Below are 14350 nucleotides of genomic sequence, written 5' to 3'. Positions count from 1 at the left end.
ATACGGAATACGGAATACGGAATACGGAATACGGAATACGGGATACGGGATACGGAATACGGAATACGGAATACGGAATACGGACAACGTGAACTGAAATGTGGAAGTCATTTCAGGACAAATACTTAACGTTGGAGTCCCGGCCTATTTGGTGTAGGGTTTTTCAGCGAAATAGGTAAAAACCACTAATCTCCTTGGCGTAAAGGCGATAATGAATTATTATGCGTAAAAACAGAATATGTATCCGTTTTTGTGCGGTCATCCCTATGATCCTGGAGAACGGCAGTCGGAGTTAACAATGAAAAAAATTAAAAAAGTGGTTCTGGCATACTCTGGAGGCCTCGACACTTCGGTAATCGCCAAGTGGCTGGAAGATACCTACGGTTGTGAGGTGGTGACCTTTACCGCAGATCTCGGTCAGGGTGAAGAAGTGGAGCCGGCCAGAGCAAAAGCGGAAGCGTTGGGTATTAAAGAGATTTATATCGATGATTTGCGTGAAGAGTTTGTTCGTGACTATGTCTTCCCCATGTTCAGAGCCAACACCATTTATGAAGGTGAATACCTGCTGGGTACCTCCATCGCTCGACCTTTGATTTCCAAACGGCTAATTGAAATCGCCAATGAAACCGGCGCCGATGCGATTTCCCATGGCGCTACTGGTAAAGGAAACGATCAGGTACGTTTCGAGCTGGGCGCTTATGCGCTGAAACCCGGTGTTGAGGTGATTGCCCCCTGGCGTGAATGGGATTTGAACTCCCGGGAAAAGTTACTGGCTTACTGTGATGAGCACGGTATTGAGGTTGAACGTCAGAAAGGCAAATCACCTTATTCTATGGATGCCAACCTGCTGCACATTTCCTACGAAGGCGGCATCCTCGAAGACCCGTGGGCCGAAGCAGAAGAAGGCATGTGGCGTTGGTCTGTCTCTCCAGAAAATGCGCCGGACATTGCCACGTATATGAATCTGACTTACGAGAAAGGCGACATTGTTGCGATTGATGGTAAAGCAATGTCACCAGCAGAGGTGCTTGCTTACCTGAACAAAGTGGGTGGCGATAACGGCATTGGTCGTCTGGATATTGTTGAAAATCGTTACGTCGGCATGAAGTCTCGTGGTTGCTACGAAACGCCGGGCGGCACCATTATGCTGAAAGGGCACCGGGCGATTGAGTCTATTACTCTGGATAGAGAGGTCGCTCACCTGAAAGATGAACTGATGCCACGCTACGCCAAGCTGATTTACAACGGTTACTGGTGGTCGCCGGAGCGTGAAATGCTGCAAAAGATGATTGATGAAAGCCAGGCGCCGGTAAACGGCGAAGTTCGTCTAAAACTCTACAAAGGCAATGTGACAGTTGTTGGCAGGCGTTCTGATGACTCTCTCTTTGACGAGAATATCGCCACCTTTGAAGATGATGAAGGTGCTTACCATCAGGGCGATGCGGAAGGGTTTATTAAGTTGAATGCCCTGCGATTGAGAATAGCGGCTGGTAAAGGGCGAAAGCTCGGTTAGAACATCAAAATCTCCTTTGAAGCTGAGTTTGCAGAGGCGTAGTTTACAAATATGCGCCTCCTGTAACCACTTCATCCAACCGGCTACAAGCCCTCTCTTTCTTCTCAGGGTCTTCATTATACATACCCGGCTACCTGAATCCTGGCGTAAACCCTGATGATATAAATACTAAAGTTGAAACCCGCCTGACGCTGCGGTAGCGTGGTACCACTTCTACCAGAAGAATAAATACAACAAATTAAAACAAAGAAGAGTCCACATCATGGAAGCTATCAATAGTTTTATCAGCCAGGTGAATGGCATCGTCTGGGGGCCAGTGATGCTGGTTCTCATCTTGGGTACCGGCCTGTTTTTAATGCTGGGTTTGAAGCTGATGCCCATACTCAAGCTGGGTACGGGCTTCAAACTCATGTGGAGTGGTCGTACATCCCGATCCGATGAAAAAGACAAAGGCGAAATCTCTCCGTTTCAGGCATTAATGACTGCACTGTCTGCCACCGTGGGTACCGGTAATATCGCCGGTGTTGCCACTGCGGTATTTCTTGGTGGGCCTGGTGCATTATTTTGGATGTGGTGCACTGCGCTGGTGGGTATGGCAACCAAGTTTGCCGAGGCTGTGCTGGCGGTGAAATACCGTGAGGTGGATGAAGCGGGCAATCACGTTGGTGGCCCGATGTATTACATTAAGAATGGTCTTGGGCCAAAGTGGGCGTGGTTGGGCATGTTGTTTGCCATCTTTGCGTCTATTGCGGCTTTCGGTATTGGCAATACGGTTCAGGCGAACTCCGTTGCGGATGTGTTGGATAGCAACTTTGGTATTCCTGCCATTGCTACCGGCGTCGTGATGATGGTGTTAGTGGGTGCGGTGTTGTTAGGCGGCGTTCGTCGTATTGGTGCGGTGGCTGGTGCATTGGTGCCTTTTATGGCCATTGCTTATCTGATTGCAGGCCTGCTGGTTCTGGGTATTAATGCCGACAAATTACCGGAAGCCTTTGAGCTGATCTTTACCTATGCGTTCACTGAGCATGCCGCTGAAGGTGGTTTTGCCGGAGCTGCAGTGTGGATGGCGATTCGATTTGGTGTTGCCCGTGGTGTGTTTTCAAACGAAGCAGGGCTTGGTTCGGCGCCTATTGCTCATGCGGCTTCTCAGACCAAAGATCCTGTTCGTCAGGGGCTGATTGCCATGTTGGGTACTTTTATCGATACCCTTATCATTTGCTCTATCACCGGCCTGGCAATTATTACGTCTGGTCTTTGGATGTCAGGGGAGTCCGGCGCAGCGCTTACATCAGCGGCATTCGCACAGGCACTACCGGGTGTGGGTAACTATGTGATAGCCATCGCCTTAAGCGTATTTGCCTTCACCACCATTCTTGGTTGGGCACTGTACGGTGAGCGCAGCGTTGAATACATCTTCGGTATAAAAGCTATTACGCCGTATCGTATTTTGTGGATTCTGGCGATTCCATTGGGTGCTGTAACGAGCCTGGATTTCGTCTGGCTTGTGGCAGATACTCTGAATGCGATGATGGCACTGCCTAACTTGATTGCGTTGATTCTTCTCAGCCCAGTGGTTTTCAAACTGGCTAAGGATTATTTTGATAAGGGTGAGGGGCAGCCTTTATCAGCGGTTGATTGATAGCGTGAGCAGATTATACGATGTAATCAATTACTCTGCCTAACGGGGGTTAGCTAATGGCTTTATCGCCATAGCCCCACACGAGGGTGAAGAAAATTCCAGCAGCAAGGGCGATTATTTCCTTTCTGCTGGTTGACCTGTTTGCTGCTAAGTGGCGCTCCTCTAACTCATGGAAATTCTTTAAGACATAAGTCAGCGTGATAGTTTCCCCTTTTATTAACTTGGTATCAATGTCATCAATGACAGCCTTGTAGGCTTCACGGGCAGCTTTATTTTTGAAGACGCTGAAATAACCGAAGAGTAAGGTCCAGACAATGCCCACGGCACCTGATCGCTGAAAAAACAAATTACTCGGATCATCCTGAGTTACGTCTAAAACTGCAGAGACAAGAACGGTCACTAGAATAAGCGCAGTGATGATGATTATGGCTGGGTTGATGTCTGAGATGTTCTCTCGAAAACTCTTATCGGTAAATCTTATTCTCTCAGGGTTTACAGAACCCGTTGTAACCTTGGCTACTTCGAATGTATTTTGGTCGATAGAATAGTGTTTCGCAAGGTGTCTGATTAAATCATTCATTTGACCAGATGTTAGTTTTGCAACCAGTTTTTCATGGTCGACGCCGGAATTGATGCTGAAAATTATTTTTGCTGAGTTTGCCAGTTTTTGTACGAACTTATCAAGATTGATTGAGGTGTTATCCCGAATAGTATTTATATTCGAGCTATGGTCGGATAACAGTCTACTGGTTTGACTTGGCTTTCCTTCGTTCACCTTCGAGCTTTTGGTAACAGCTGCTGTGGTGGGAGTCATTGCTTTGCTTGCACGTTCATCTTCGATCCATGTCTGGGTTGATGTGCAAGCCATAAATGGTTTTACCTCTCTTTCACAAAATTTTGATTCGTCAGTTTGACTGCAGCTTTCAGAAATCACCTTCAAATCGGAAGCTTTCTCAGTATGGACTTGCCTGGATTTAAATGAGGGGTTAGATGATCCAGAATTAATGCTTTTCGAACTTTTGTTTAGGGCGTCCCATGAATAAGGAGTAGTTGAAGGGTTAAAATCCGCATTTAAATTAGGTGTTGACATCTAAAAGCTCCAGAGTAAATGGTAATAAACGTACATCATGCCGATACACCGTTTCATTAGATTTGATGGTATTAACGACACGATCCCCCTGTGTCTTCTAAATTTTCCCCTTATAAAAGTCTTTCTGAGCAGAGGATACTTTTTCCAGATAACGACGGCTTTCATCTCTTGGGTGTTTTTTCGTCAGAGCCCAGTATACCTGATTAGGTTGCAGTCTGTTTATTTTTTGTACTGCTCTATCCCGATTTCTATCAAAGGTGGCAAACACATTACCTGCACCGCCATTATATGCAGATATAGTCGTGTATTTTCGAGACAGGGGGTTTCTAATGTTCTTCAGATAGTGGTTATCCAGAAGTGCCAAATAGGCGGTGCCGGTATCAATATTATTATGAGGCTGGAATAGCCAGCTCTTTGAAGGTTGCCCTGGTAGGTTTTTCACCTTATCGAACACGTCACGGCCGGCGGTTTTCGGAATAATCTGCATTAACCCATAAGCATTGGATGAACTGACCGCATAGGGGTTAAAGCTACTCTCAGTGCGAATGACCGCGTAAATCAAGCTTTCTTCAACAGCGTATACCTTAGAGTATTTCCGCACCAGGCTGGCGTATTGGTATTCCCGCTGGGATAAATGATCTTCTACCAGGCTGAAGTCCACAGCATACACTTGGCCTTTTGCTGATTTTCTGCTGCTCATCTGTCGATCAATCAAATAATCCGCATAGCGAAGTGCTCGCCATTGCCAGCGGATGGGCTGGCTTTCATGGTCTAGCACTTGTCCGTAGAGCATGGGTTCTTCACCGACGGGTACGTCTTTATCACTGAACAGGTCAACCTGATCTGGCGCGTAGGGCGTTAACAGAATGGCGGCAATGGCTTTACGAAGGTCCTGGCGATCCAGCGTTTCTACGTGAACGCTGCCCGCTTCAAAATCCACAAATACACGGGTGCGATAATGGTTGGTGTATTTAACATACTCTTTGCTGGAGGACTTTTTTTCATCCCCCCAGTTTACCCGGGCTTCTTTCAATAACAGGTGAACCAGTGCTTCAAAACCAATGGTGTCTTTTTCCAGATTCATACCAATAGCTATGGCATCCCCGGCAGGCCCCAGTTCATTTAAGGCGGCATTGGTTGCGTAGTTCTTTACATGGTTTTTTGCATAGCTTTTGGAATAATTAACGGCCTGATCCGTTGAACAGGCAGAAAGGAGCAGGGGAAGAAGAGTCGGCAACGCCAGAGTGCGAAGACGTGGCATGATTGGCATCCATGTCATTGGTTCAGTAAGTCCACCGAACCAATTTACCACTTTTGTCGTTTATAAAGTAATGGTGATTATCCCTTAAGCCCGGCAGAAGCTGCTTTGGATTGAATCAGTTCGATTTTGTAGCCATCAGGGTCTTCAACAAAGGCAATTTCAGTACTTCCGCCAAGCACCGGGCCGGGTTCACGGGATATTTTTCCGCCGGCGGCGCGAATGGTTTCGCAGGTGGCATAAATGTCGTCAGCACCAAGGGCAATGTGGCCAAATGCACTGCCAAGGTCGTAGGAGTCCGTACCCCAGTTATAGGTCAGTTCAATCACAGCCTGTTCGGACTCATCGCCGTAACCAACGAAAGCCAGGGTATATTTGTACTCTTCGTTGTCGTGCTTTCTCAGCAGTGTCATGCCGAGCACTTCAGTGTAAAATTTGATGGACCTATCCAGGTCGCCAACGCGCAGCATCGTGTGAAGAAATCGCACTGCAGAATCCTCAAAAAGTAACTTAGGGTTTGTCTGTCAAACGAGCAGTCTGACTGTCTTTAAAGGGCTTGCCATCTATGGAAGCATTCTTGATTTCGATGGTGTAAGACGTGCCTTTTTCTTCCTGCAACAGCTTTACCAAAAAGTAATCATAATCTTTGGCAAACCAGAGCCAGGTGGAGCGGTCATTATCATCCCGTTTTATTTTAACCTTGATGGTATTGAGTTTACCAACACCGGTTTTTATGACTTCTTCTCCTTCGATAATGAACTGCCGCTGATACACTTCATCATCATCAGCAACCTCATAACTGAGTTTTTGTGGGTTGCTGGCGGCAAGATCCATGCGTAATTGCAGTTGATAGCTCAGTTTATCGAGGGTTTCCGGTTTCAGGTTGATGGCCCATTCTTTATCACCCTGTTGCCAGTGAATCTTGTTTTGCTGCCAGTTGAAAGAGGCATACTCTGTGGGTTTGTTACCCAGACCAGTGCGCTTGTAAGTGTACTGGTTGGCAATCAGCTGATTACCCTCGGACAAAAACTGGCTGGTTTCATTAAGACCAACAAAGGCGGTATCCGCACTGAATGAGAGTGTCCATGTGCCATCGGCGTTTTTTTCCAGTGAGCGGCTGCCGGTACCGGAAAAAGGCAACCCCTCTACAGAAGCCGTGTACTCAGCGGTATAGGGTTTCAGAATAGGGTGATGTTTGCTTTTACCCGCCATCTGTTGGCCGGCGGCCGATGGTTGAGCCGCACTGCCAGAGTTTGCAATGGTCAGTAGCGCTATAAAACACGCGGTTTTGAATCCTGTGGATGTGGGATTCAATGTCTGTTTCGTTTGTGGCTCAGCCTGAAAAGTCATGCCAGCTCCAAAGCATTTTCCTTGAGTTGATAGCCTAGCGGATTTATCGGGTGATTATCCAGTAAGACTTTGTCTTCCTTGAGTTGCAGGCGGCCACTGGTGATCAGGTGCGCTGCCAGGGGGTAGATTTGGTGTTCCATCATCTGCACCCGCTGCATCAAGCTCTCTTCATTATCGGTTGCTTTCACTTCCAGTGAAGCCTGAATAATATGAGCACCACTGTCCAGTTCTGGCGTGACAAAATGAACGGTGCAACCGTGTAATGGTTTCTTATCTGCGAGCACTCGCTTGTAGGTGCCAAGACCTTTGTAATCAGGGAGCAGAGAGGGGTGTATGTTGATCAGCTTGCCGGCAAAACGATCCACAAACTCCGGGCTTAGAATCCGCATGTAGCCAGCCAGTACCACCAGATCAGGATCAAACCGGTTCACCTCTTCGATCAGTCGCAGGTCAAACGCGGTGCGAGAGGAGAACGCTTTGTGATCGAGCCCCAGAGCCGCCACTTTATGCTGTCGTGCTCGCTCAAGGCCATAGGCATCAGGAATATTGCTGATGACGCCAACAACCTGATAACTGTATTTATGTTCCTGATCCAGAAGTGCCTGAAGGTTACTGCCGTTGCCTGAGAGTAAAACGACAACTCGCTTTTTTTCGCTCACTGCTGATTCCTGATGATGTTTAGAAATAACTTAAAAAACGGACTCACGAAAGAATGTGAGCCCGGTTCAACTTTGATGAGGAAACGCCGGTGAAAGTTCCGATTAACGGAAAATTACCGTTTCACCTTCCGCTTCAGCCGTCTCAATATGACCAATAACCATTGGCGCTTCGCCCAGTTCCACCAGACGCTGCATTGCCTGCTCTTGATGGCTTGCGGGGATGCAAAGAATCATGCCAATGCCGCAATTGAAGGTACGGTACAGTTCAAAAGCGTCAATGTTGCCTTGTTCTTGTAGGAATCGAAAGATCGCGGGGATTTCCCAGCTGTTGGTGTCAATCACCGCCTGACAGCCTTCGGGAATCACTCGCGGCAGGTTCTCTGGCAAACCGCCACCGGTATTATGTGCCATGGCGTGAACCGGCAACTCTTTTTGCAGTTGGAGTAACGATTTCACATAGATGCGCGTCGGCGCCATCAGGTGTTCAGCAATGGGTTTGCCTTCCAGAGGTGTGCTCAGATCAGTGTCAGAAACTTCCAGCACTTTTCGAATCAACGAATAACCATTGGAATGAGGGCCGCTGGACTTCAGACCAATCAACACATCGCCTGCTGCCACCTTGCTGCCATCGATAATCTCAGACTTTTCCACCACGCCAACACAGAAACCTGCCAAGTCATAATCATCGCCCTGATACATGCCGGGCATTTCGGCGGTTTCGCCACCAATCAGGGAGCAGCCGGAAAGCTCGCAACCTTTGCCGATGCCGGCAACCACCCGTTCCGCCACATCCACATTGAGTTTGCCGGTGGCGTAGTAATCCAGAAAGAAGAGAGGCTCTGCGCCGCACACCACCAGATCATTCACGCACATGGCCACCAGATCGATGCCGATGTCGTCATGCATGTTGAGATCCATGGCCAGCTTCAGCTTGGTGCCAACGCCATCGGTGCCAGAGACAAGAACGGGCTGTTTGTAACCTGCTGGCAGTTCGCAAAGGGCGCCAAAACCGCCAAGGCCTCCCATGACTTCCGGGCGTGCGGTGGCTTTTGCCACTTGTTTTATTCTGTCAACCAGAGCATTTCCAGCGTCGATATCTACGCCAGCGTCCTTGTAGCTCAGGGAAGTTCTGGAGTCCGATTTGTTCATTGGTATGAATCCGCCTGTGGCCAGAGCTTGTTATTGACTGAGTCTGTTCGGGAACTCACGAGACTCAGTTTGAAAATTCGGGTGGATAAGGGCGGGTATTTTAGGGGGGTGGTGCGCTGATCGCAATGATTGGCGCAGAGAAGTTGATCAATTGGTATTAGTTGATATCAGAATTCTTGATTCAACAGCCAGTGCGCCCAAATAAGTAGTTGGCCATTTGACAGGCGATGGGTATCTGCTGAGTCCGCATAGGGCTGTTCCTTTATGCGGCCTTTATGCCGTATAGCCAGATTATACGTTGTCAGCAGGCAGCACTATTTTACTTATCGTGCGATTACCAGTCGATAATGTCTGTGGTTTTTCCACTGGGTGTCATGGATCCATTCTTTTTCAACGACATAGGCAATGTTTTCTGGTTCCGGTACTGAGATGCACTTGCCATTCACTTCGATCAGCATCTTTGGGTTCACAATCAGCGTTATTGTAAAGACCGCCTTGGCCAGCGTAGTAGGTTCAATAAGCATTTTTTGGGAATCAATAACCGTAGGCAGAGGTAATACAGGTCAGCAGTCGAACCGATAGCTGATGCTGACATATGATGAAACGCCGTGGATTATCTGAGCCCATATGGCTTTTGGCAATAAGCTGCTCTACCTATCAAGGGCGGAGATTATGAAGGAGTGATTCGGTATTTATCCATGTGGCTTCAGTCGCAGTAGGTCAGTGGTAAGTCCGACAGGCTCCTAGTGGTTTCTACTCGGTCTGATTTTTTACATTTATTGCAACTCGACCGTTAAAAACAATGTGCCCGTATAAACGCCCGGAGGCTGTTGCGCGGCTTCGGTTTTTTTTAACAAAACCCGAATAAGGGCATTGCTGCCAGCGTTGCAGTTTAATGAATCACTGCCAATGAGGTTACGCACTGGTGTTCCGGGCCTGAGTCTGACAGGGCGTTGGTTGCTGGTAATCAATCTTGGAATATAAGGCATGGTGTGTTCCCCGTTACGGAGGAGGAACGGCATATTGTCAGCCGGGCCACCATTGCCGGTTAGCTGGTACTGTCCGGCATCGGTGACAAAAACACAAAATGACTCATCCTGCCGGAAGTTTCTTTTACGTTCTTCCGTCAGCTCCACATCATAAAGCCCACTGATTTGAATCTGTGCGTTGGATTTTTCGGAAATAAGCAATGGCTGTGATGCGCAGTGTTTAGGTGAATTTGGCTCGCGTATGGATAGGTGCAAGGATTGCCAGTTGAGCTTGTCTTTATGTTGCAGTGATTTGAGCTTGGCGGCATCAACCGTAAAGGTAAACCGGGGCTTGATATGATGTCGGATCTCACGGCAGGCGTTGCTCTCAGTAGAAAAATTAAATTGTCCGTCGCCGCATGAGTTTGGGGTTTGATATTTTATAACCGCGGGTGAGATGACATTTTGAATGGTCTGATTGATATCCACATTGGGATTTTTCTGACAGTTGCCTTCTATCGAGCCAATCGTCAGCAGAAACTGGTAACTGGATACACCACTCATAGTGATGTCAGCGGTGAACGAGACGGATACCTTACCCGATGCCTGAGTGATTTCGATGGGGGGTATGGGAGCGATAGTAAATCCTGCACCGGAAGCAGCCCGGGCGGTGAGTGCTAACATGAAGATCGCCAAGAACTCCAGACAGAGCTTGACTGGCCATACTGCTCTGATTATTCGGGCGAATCGTTTGAGATAAGTTTTCTGGCTGCTGCACTTTTGCTTTTGAAACACAGTATTGTCCGAATTGTCCGATATCACTGCAATGCCATCACTGTTGCTGGTGCTCAGGGTTTGAGTGCGTTAATGCTTCGGTATTTCTGCACTCGAGCTGTTCCAGGTTTATCGTACCCAGGGGTAATACATAACCTTTCTCTGGTGGTGTCAGAGGAAGCTGGCATTGGTGGCTGTCAGTATTGCTAATCAGTAACTGAGCTATAGAGGCGGGTGCTTCAAGTTGAAACAGGCCCGATTCATCCGTATCTACGGTGTATTGTCCGGCACTGACGGTCATGTGTGGCAGAGGTTTTCCCTCGTTGAGTATACGACCATAGATGAGTAATAGTGGAGACGCCTTAAACGCCATAGCGACAACATTTCCAGGGTAAAGGGTGACTTTCTTTTCCCGTTCCTCGAAATAATACAGGGTCTCACCAGCGGAGCTCAGGCTGATGTGATACTGCTCATAGGGGGACAGTGAAATCACCGAAGGAGAGTCGGCAATGGCATAACCGTGTCGTGCATTATTCACCCGGACGTCAAACGCATCACCGGGCCTGCCGGTTACGTTGACGAGCAGGGCGCTTTCGGTGAGCTCTTCGCCTCCCAGTGCCATCAGGTGTCCATCGGTTAACAGGCGGCTGTTGATATTCACGCCCCAGGCAGAATATTGCTCATTGCTGAGCCTGCCGTGGTTGGCGCTGGCCATTATTTGTCCGAAGCGATTAGCGGCTTGCAGCTTGCTGTCTATTCGGGTATTGCCCTGGCCTGCTTCAATACCGGCATCCACGCGGAGGCTGGCTTCGGTCTGGTTGCCACTGTACCAAGCTGTGGAGAGGCGACCGGTTTCATCATGACGGGTGCTGCCGTCCTGTTTGATGATTTCACTTCTGGGTGATGCCTGAACACTCCATTGCGAGTGCCGGAACCGAAGGTTGAGGGTCAGCATACCGGTGGTGGTGTTGCCACTTTTACCAAGGCTTAAAGAGAGATCGGCGCTGGTACTGTGGCTGTAAAATAGCGTCTGACGAATATCCAGAAAGTGACTTTTTTCAGGGTCAGATAGCTGACCCGTTGGTGTGTAATACTGGTTACGGCTGTAACGATACCCAAAGCTTCCCTGCCAGAAGGGGATGGCTGCCGATACAGACTGCTGATTGACGGAGCTGCCAAAAGAGTCCGTAATATCTGGCTGTTCAGCCGGATGCTGGTGGTACCAAAGGCGGCGCAGATTACCAGACAGGTTGAGTACGTTTGTGGTAATCGAACCATTGACAGCGGCCCCCTTGGTGCCGTCATTAGTGATCATCAGTGACGGGGTAAACTGATAGTGAGTGCCGAAAAAATAACCGCCTAATTCAAGCAACTGTTGTTCATCACTGAGCATGGCTGCAGCGGTCGCAGCGATGGTATCAGACAGTCGTCTGCTAACAGAGCCGCGCACCTGCCATTGATCAGTGACTTCCGGCATTGCCCGCTGGCTGTCTGAGTTAACCACACGGCCGAGTTCTGCCTGGTACAGCCATTCTCCCAAGGGAGGGAGCTGGCTCTGGCGGGCAAAAAAGCGGGTCTCGCTGGAGATGAGTTGCCCACTGTCGGAGAACACGCGAATATCAATATCGTATGCGCCGTCCGGAAAGTTGCTGGTGTCCAGCTGTTGTGCTCCGGCCTCATAAGCGGCACTGTACAGTAGTCGATCATTTTCACGCACTTCTACCCAGCCCCGCACCGGGAGATACACATCTACCGGAATTCCCCGGGAATACTCCAGATCTTCACGAGTTCTATCAGAGCTGCCCGTGCGAATGCCCAGCACCGGCTGATCCACCAGAAAGCTTAATCCTGCCCCCCAGAGGCTCATAAACCCGGCGCTGTATTCGGTGCCCTGATAATTTCTCTGGCCGTACAGATAGCGGGTGGAAAAACGCTCGTTATCTGCGTAGCTCCAGTCCCAACGCAGGCTGTTTTCATGCCAGGCAGCCATGGTCAGGCCATTAATGGCGTAACTGTGAGCGTCCGAATTGTTAGTGCTGTGAAAGCCGGAGGCCGAGGTGGAGACATTCTGCATCAGGGCAAAACCGGCATCGGATGGTGGCAGGTATTTGCGAACATTGGCGCTGCGGGTGCGCAAAAGCAGGGGGTTAATAAAGATATCCACACGAAAGGCGGCTTCGTCATAAACCACCTCGGCGACTTTCGGCGACAGTGTATGGCAAGGCCGTGGAACGTTGAGCGGGCAGACTAATTCGGGGTGACTGTTGAGCACGCCGGTCAGGGCGCTGGTGATTAATTCCGGATCTTTCACGTCGCCGATGAGTTGCACCAGCTGGCTTGGATTCGACAGTTCGATCTGTCCGGGAGTCAGGGTGGCGATCTGTGCAGCCAGATAGCGATTGCCAAAATACACATCGACAGACGTTTTGCTGGGGCTGGACAAATTTTCAAAGCCGGCCGGTGGATTGATGGCAGCAAGAAACACCGGGCGTTTGGTAATGGTGGTGTTATGGGCGTCTTCAGCATGGGCGTGATAAAAGAAACAGGTGATCGATAATAGGGACAGTGTCAGTAAAACCGACGACCATTGTTGCATATGTCCAGTATCCCGAAATGGATTGTCGCCAAATACTCAGTGGTTGCGGCTTAAAGCAACCAAACAGAAAATGTCGTGAGTTCGTATTAATAAGGCGCGACGGTTACGGTTACGGTATCAGTGTAAATACCCGCATCAGCGGCATCTGTCCCGGTAAGTGCCACTGCAATAGAACGGCCAGTCGTGTTTGTGCTGCTGCAAGTATAAGGCCCGTCTGATGAGAGGATGGAGCTGTCTGGAGTTAAAGCTGGACTCTGGATGAATTCACCTTTCTTGGTGTTTCCTGATCCTGTTCCCCAAGTGCCAATATCTGTAGTATCGCTCTTAACTGTCAGTGTATAAGGTATATTTTTAGCGCTACTCGTTGTTGACGAATTTTTAAGTGCGAAGTCGGTGTCCGAAGACAGGGCTATTTGGTAAGGCCCGGTATTCGGTGTTTCAGCAACACAGAATGGGGTATAGGCTTGCCCAGTCAAAGACGTTGGATTCGGTGAAGTGTTCGCGTCATCGCTGGTCAGTTCAATATCCTGCAATCCATAGAGCAATATTTTGGTGCCGTTGTAATAGGTGATTGTGAATGTGCCAGAAGATTCTTTCGTGCCCGGTGCGGCTGGATTGCTGGCAGCAAAAAGGGAGGAGGCAAACAGGATAGTGCAAAAGGCGGTCAGGCTGCTGACTATTTTCATAGAAAACTCCTTCAGCGTTGATTAAAGCAGAGCTGCAGAAAAGTTGACGATGTTTTCTGCTAGCGAATAAATGATGAAGATGGGTCGAGCCAAATGGAGTATAGACAGCTTTTCGCGTTGTTCTGGTGAGATGGTCGTTTTAAATGAATGGGCTGCTGCCAAAAGGCAAGCGTCGTAAGTTCTAGAGTTTTAAACAGGTTGTTGATGGTGTTATCCACGGAAATTGTGGATAACCTTTGAAAAGATTGTCATGGCAGCAGTGAACATTTTTTGTAGCCAACTATCTATCTATGGCAATTCTACTTATACCAACTCTGTTGTTAAGTGCCCAACCATATGGCCGGGTACTTAATTTCTGGGTGATCGTATTGCTGTCATTGATCTGCAGCCCAAGTGCCTCTATAAAGTGCCGCCATAAATTGATGTCCAGTGCTGTGGGGTGAAATCACTGGAATGTGGGTTGTCGTCTTTCAGGGTTACAGTTTTCTGAACCTTTGTTCTATTTTTCTTGGGTTCTGGGCGGAGATTCAAGCCTTGCTGTGTAAACCTGCTCTTTTTGTTGTAAATTGTGGCAGAATTACATTTTGCTTTTTTGAACAGGATTTTTTCGATGCCGGCGGCTGTGCAATGCCAAGCTACCCAGACTGGAACGATCAGTGTCACGATCC

The 14350-nt window shown here is 48.7% G+C and carries 13 protein-coding genes; 2 read left to right on the top strand and 11 right to left on the bottom strand.

The window, feature by feature from the left end:
- The first annotated feature begins 298 nt into the window (after nucleotides 1-298).
- Together Q1B11_RS16565 and Q1B11_RS16560 are read left to right on the top strand one after the other, a co-directional pair.
- A complete protein-coding gene (locus Q1B11_RS16565) occupies nucleotides 299-1513 on the top strand; it encodes an argininosuccinate synthase (protein WP_299734445.1) in 1215 nt (404 codons plus the stop codon).
- A 262-nt stretch (nucleotides 1514-1775) separates the two neighbouring features.
- Nucleotides 1776-3152 (top strand): sodium:alanine symporter family protein, encoded by a 1377-nt coding sequence (locus Q1B11_RS16560; protein ID WP_299734443.1) that lies wholly within the window; start codon nucleotides 1776-1778, stop codon nucleotides 3150-3152.
- 49 nt (nucleotides 3153-3201) lie between these two features.
- Here the strand turns inward: Q1B11_RS16560 and Q1B11_RS16555 are convergent, their stop codons facing one another.
- From Q1B11_RS16555 to Q1B11_RS16505, 11 genes are all read right to left on the bottom strand, one after another.
- Entirely contained in the window at nucleotides 3202-4242 is a 1041-nt protein-coding gene (locus tag Q1B11_RS16555; RefSeq protein ID WP_299734441.1) for a hypothetical protein, read from the bottom strand.
- Nucleotides 4243-4339: 97 nt separating this feature from the next.
- Complete coding sequence (gene mltC / locus Q1B11_RS16550) at nucleotides 4340-5503, bottom strand: membrane-bound lytic murein transglycosylase MltC (RefSeq protein WP_299734440.1); 1164 nt, start codon at nucleotides 5501-5503, stop codon at nucleotides 4340-4342.
- Nucleotides 5504-5580: 77 nt separating this feature from the next.
- The gene (gene gloA, locus Q1B11_RS16545; protein ID WP_299734438.1) at nucleotides 5581-5988 is read right to left on the bottom strand and encodes a lactoylglutathione lyase; all 408 of its coding nucleotides are present in this window, start codon (nucleotides 5986-5988) and stop codon (nucleotides 5581-5583) included.
- Between the two features lie 22 nt (nucleotides 5989-6010).
- Nucleotides 6011-6850, bottom strand: a complete 840-nt coding sequence (locus Q1B11_RS16540) for a DUF3108 domain-containing protein (protein ID WP_299734437.1) — start codon at nucleotides 6848-6850, stop codon at nucleotides 6011-6013.
- Nucleotides 6847-7509, bottom strand: a complete 663-nt coding sequence (purN, locus tag Q1B11_RS16535; RefSeq protein ID WP_299734435.1) for a phosphoribosylglycinamide formyltransferase — start codon at nucleotides 7507-7509, stop codon at nucleotides 6847-6849. Before purN ends, Q1B11_RS16540 begins: the two co-directional genes overlap by 4 nt.
- Before the next feature lie 102 nt (nucleotides 7510-7611).
- On the bottom strand, nucleotides 7612-8658 hold the full coding sequence (gene purM / locus Q1B11_RS16530; protein ID WP_067514598.1) for a phosphoribosylformylglycinamidine cyclo-ligase: 1047 nt from the start codon (nucleotides 8656-8658) through the stop codon (nucleotides 7612-7614).
- Between the two features lie 323 nt (nucleotides 8659-8981).
- Nucleotides 8982-9182 carry a hypothetical protein gene (locus Q1B11_RS16525; RefSeq protein WP_299734433.1) on the bottom strand — a complete coding sequence of 67 codons (201 nt, stop codon included), beginning with the start codon at nucleotides 9180-9182 and terminating at the stop codon, nucleotides 8982-8984.
- A 252-nt stretch (nucleotides 9183-9434) separates the two neighbouring features.
- Nucleotides 9435-10310, bottom strand: coding sequence for a hypothetical protein (locus Q1B11_RS16520; protein WP_299734431.1), 876 nt, complete (start codon nucleotides 10308-10310; stop codon nucleotides 9435-9437).
- 148 nt (nucleotides 10311-10458) lie between these two features.
- Nucleotides 10459-12996, bottom strand: a complete 2538-nt coding sequence (locus tag Q1B11_RS16515; RefSeq protein ID WP_299734429.1) for a TcfC E-set like domain-containing protein — start codon at nucleotides 12994-12996, stop codon at nucleotides 10459-10461.
- Between the two features lie 86 nt (nucleotides 12997-13082).
- Nucleotides 13083-13682, bottom strand: a complete 600-nt coding sequence (locus tag Q1B11_RS16510; protein ID WP_299734427.1) for a hypothetical protein — start codon at nucleotides 13680-13682, stop codon at nucleotides 13083-13085.
- A gap of 399 nt (nucleotides 13683-14081) precedes the next feature.
- Nucleotides 14082-14345 (bottom strand): hypothetical protein, encoded by a 264-nt coding sequence (locus tag Q1B11_RS16505; protein ID WP_299734425.1) that lies wholly within the window; start codon nucleotides 14343-14345, stop codon nucleotides 14082-14084.
- Nucleotides 14346-14350: the final 5 nt, after the last annotated feature.

It is taken from the genome of uncultured Endozoicomonas sp. (assembly GCF_947495845.1).
In the GTDB taxonomy this organism is placed as follows: Bacteria; Pseudomonadota; Gammaproteobacteria; order Pseudomonadales; family Endozoicomonadaceae; genus Endozoicomonas.
This window is presented reverse-complemented; position numbering and strand designations above follow the sequence as displayed.

Bases quoted from the DNA above. Each gene is read 5' to 3' on its own strand.
- Q1B11_RS16520 (WP_299734431.1), bottom strand. From the start codon at position 10,310: ATGTTAGCACTCACCGCCCGGGCTGCTTCCGGTGCAGGATTTACTATC.
- Q1B11_RS16560 (WP_299734443.1), top strand. From the start codon at position 1,776: ATGGAAGCTATCAATAGTTTTATCAGCCAGGTGAATGGCATCGTCTGG.
- Q1B11_RS16565 (WP_299734445.1), top strand. From the start codon at position 299: ATGAAAAAAATTAAAAAAGTGGTTCTGGCATACTCTGGAGGCCTCGAC.
- Q1B11_RS16555 (WP_299734441.1), bottom strand. From the start codon at position 4,242: ATGTCAACACCTAATTTAAATGCGGATTTTAACCCTTCAACTACTCCT.
- Q1B11_RS16510 (WP_299734427.1), bottom strand. From the start codon at position 13,682: ATGAAAATAGTCAGCAGCCTGACCGCCTTTTGCACTATCCTGTTTGCC.
- purM (WP_067514598.1), bottom strand. From the start codon at position 8,658: ATGAACAAATCGGACTCCAGAACTTCCCTGAGCTACAAGGACGCTGGC.
- Q1B11_RS16540 (WP_299734437.1), bottom strand. From the start codon at position 6,850: ATGACTTTTCAGGCTGAGCCACAAACGAAACAGACATTGAATCCCACA.
- mltC (WP_299734440.1), bottom strand. From the start codon at position 5,503: ATGCCACGTCTTCGCACTCTGGCGTTGCCGACTCTTCTTCCCCTGCTC.
- Q1B11_RS16515 (WP_299734429.1), bottom strand. From the start codon at position 12,996: ATGCAACAATGGTCGTCGGTTTTACTGACACTGTCCCTATTATCGATC.
- Q1B11_RS16525 (WP_299734433.1), bottom strand. From the start codon at position 9,182: ATGCTTATTGAACCTACTACGCTGGCCAAGGCGGTCTTTACAATAACG.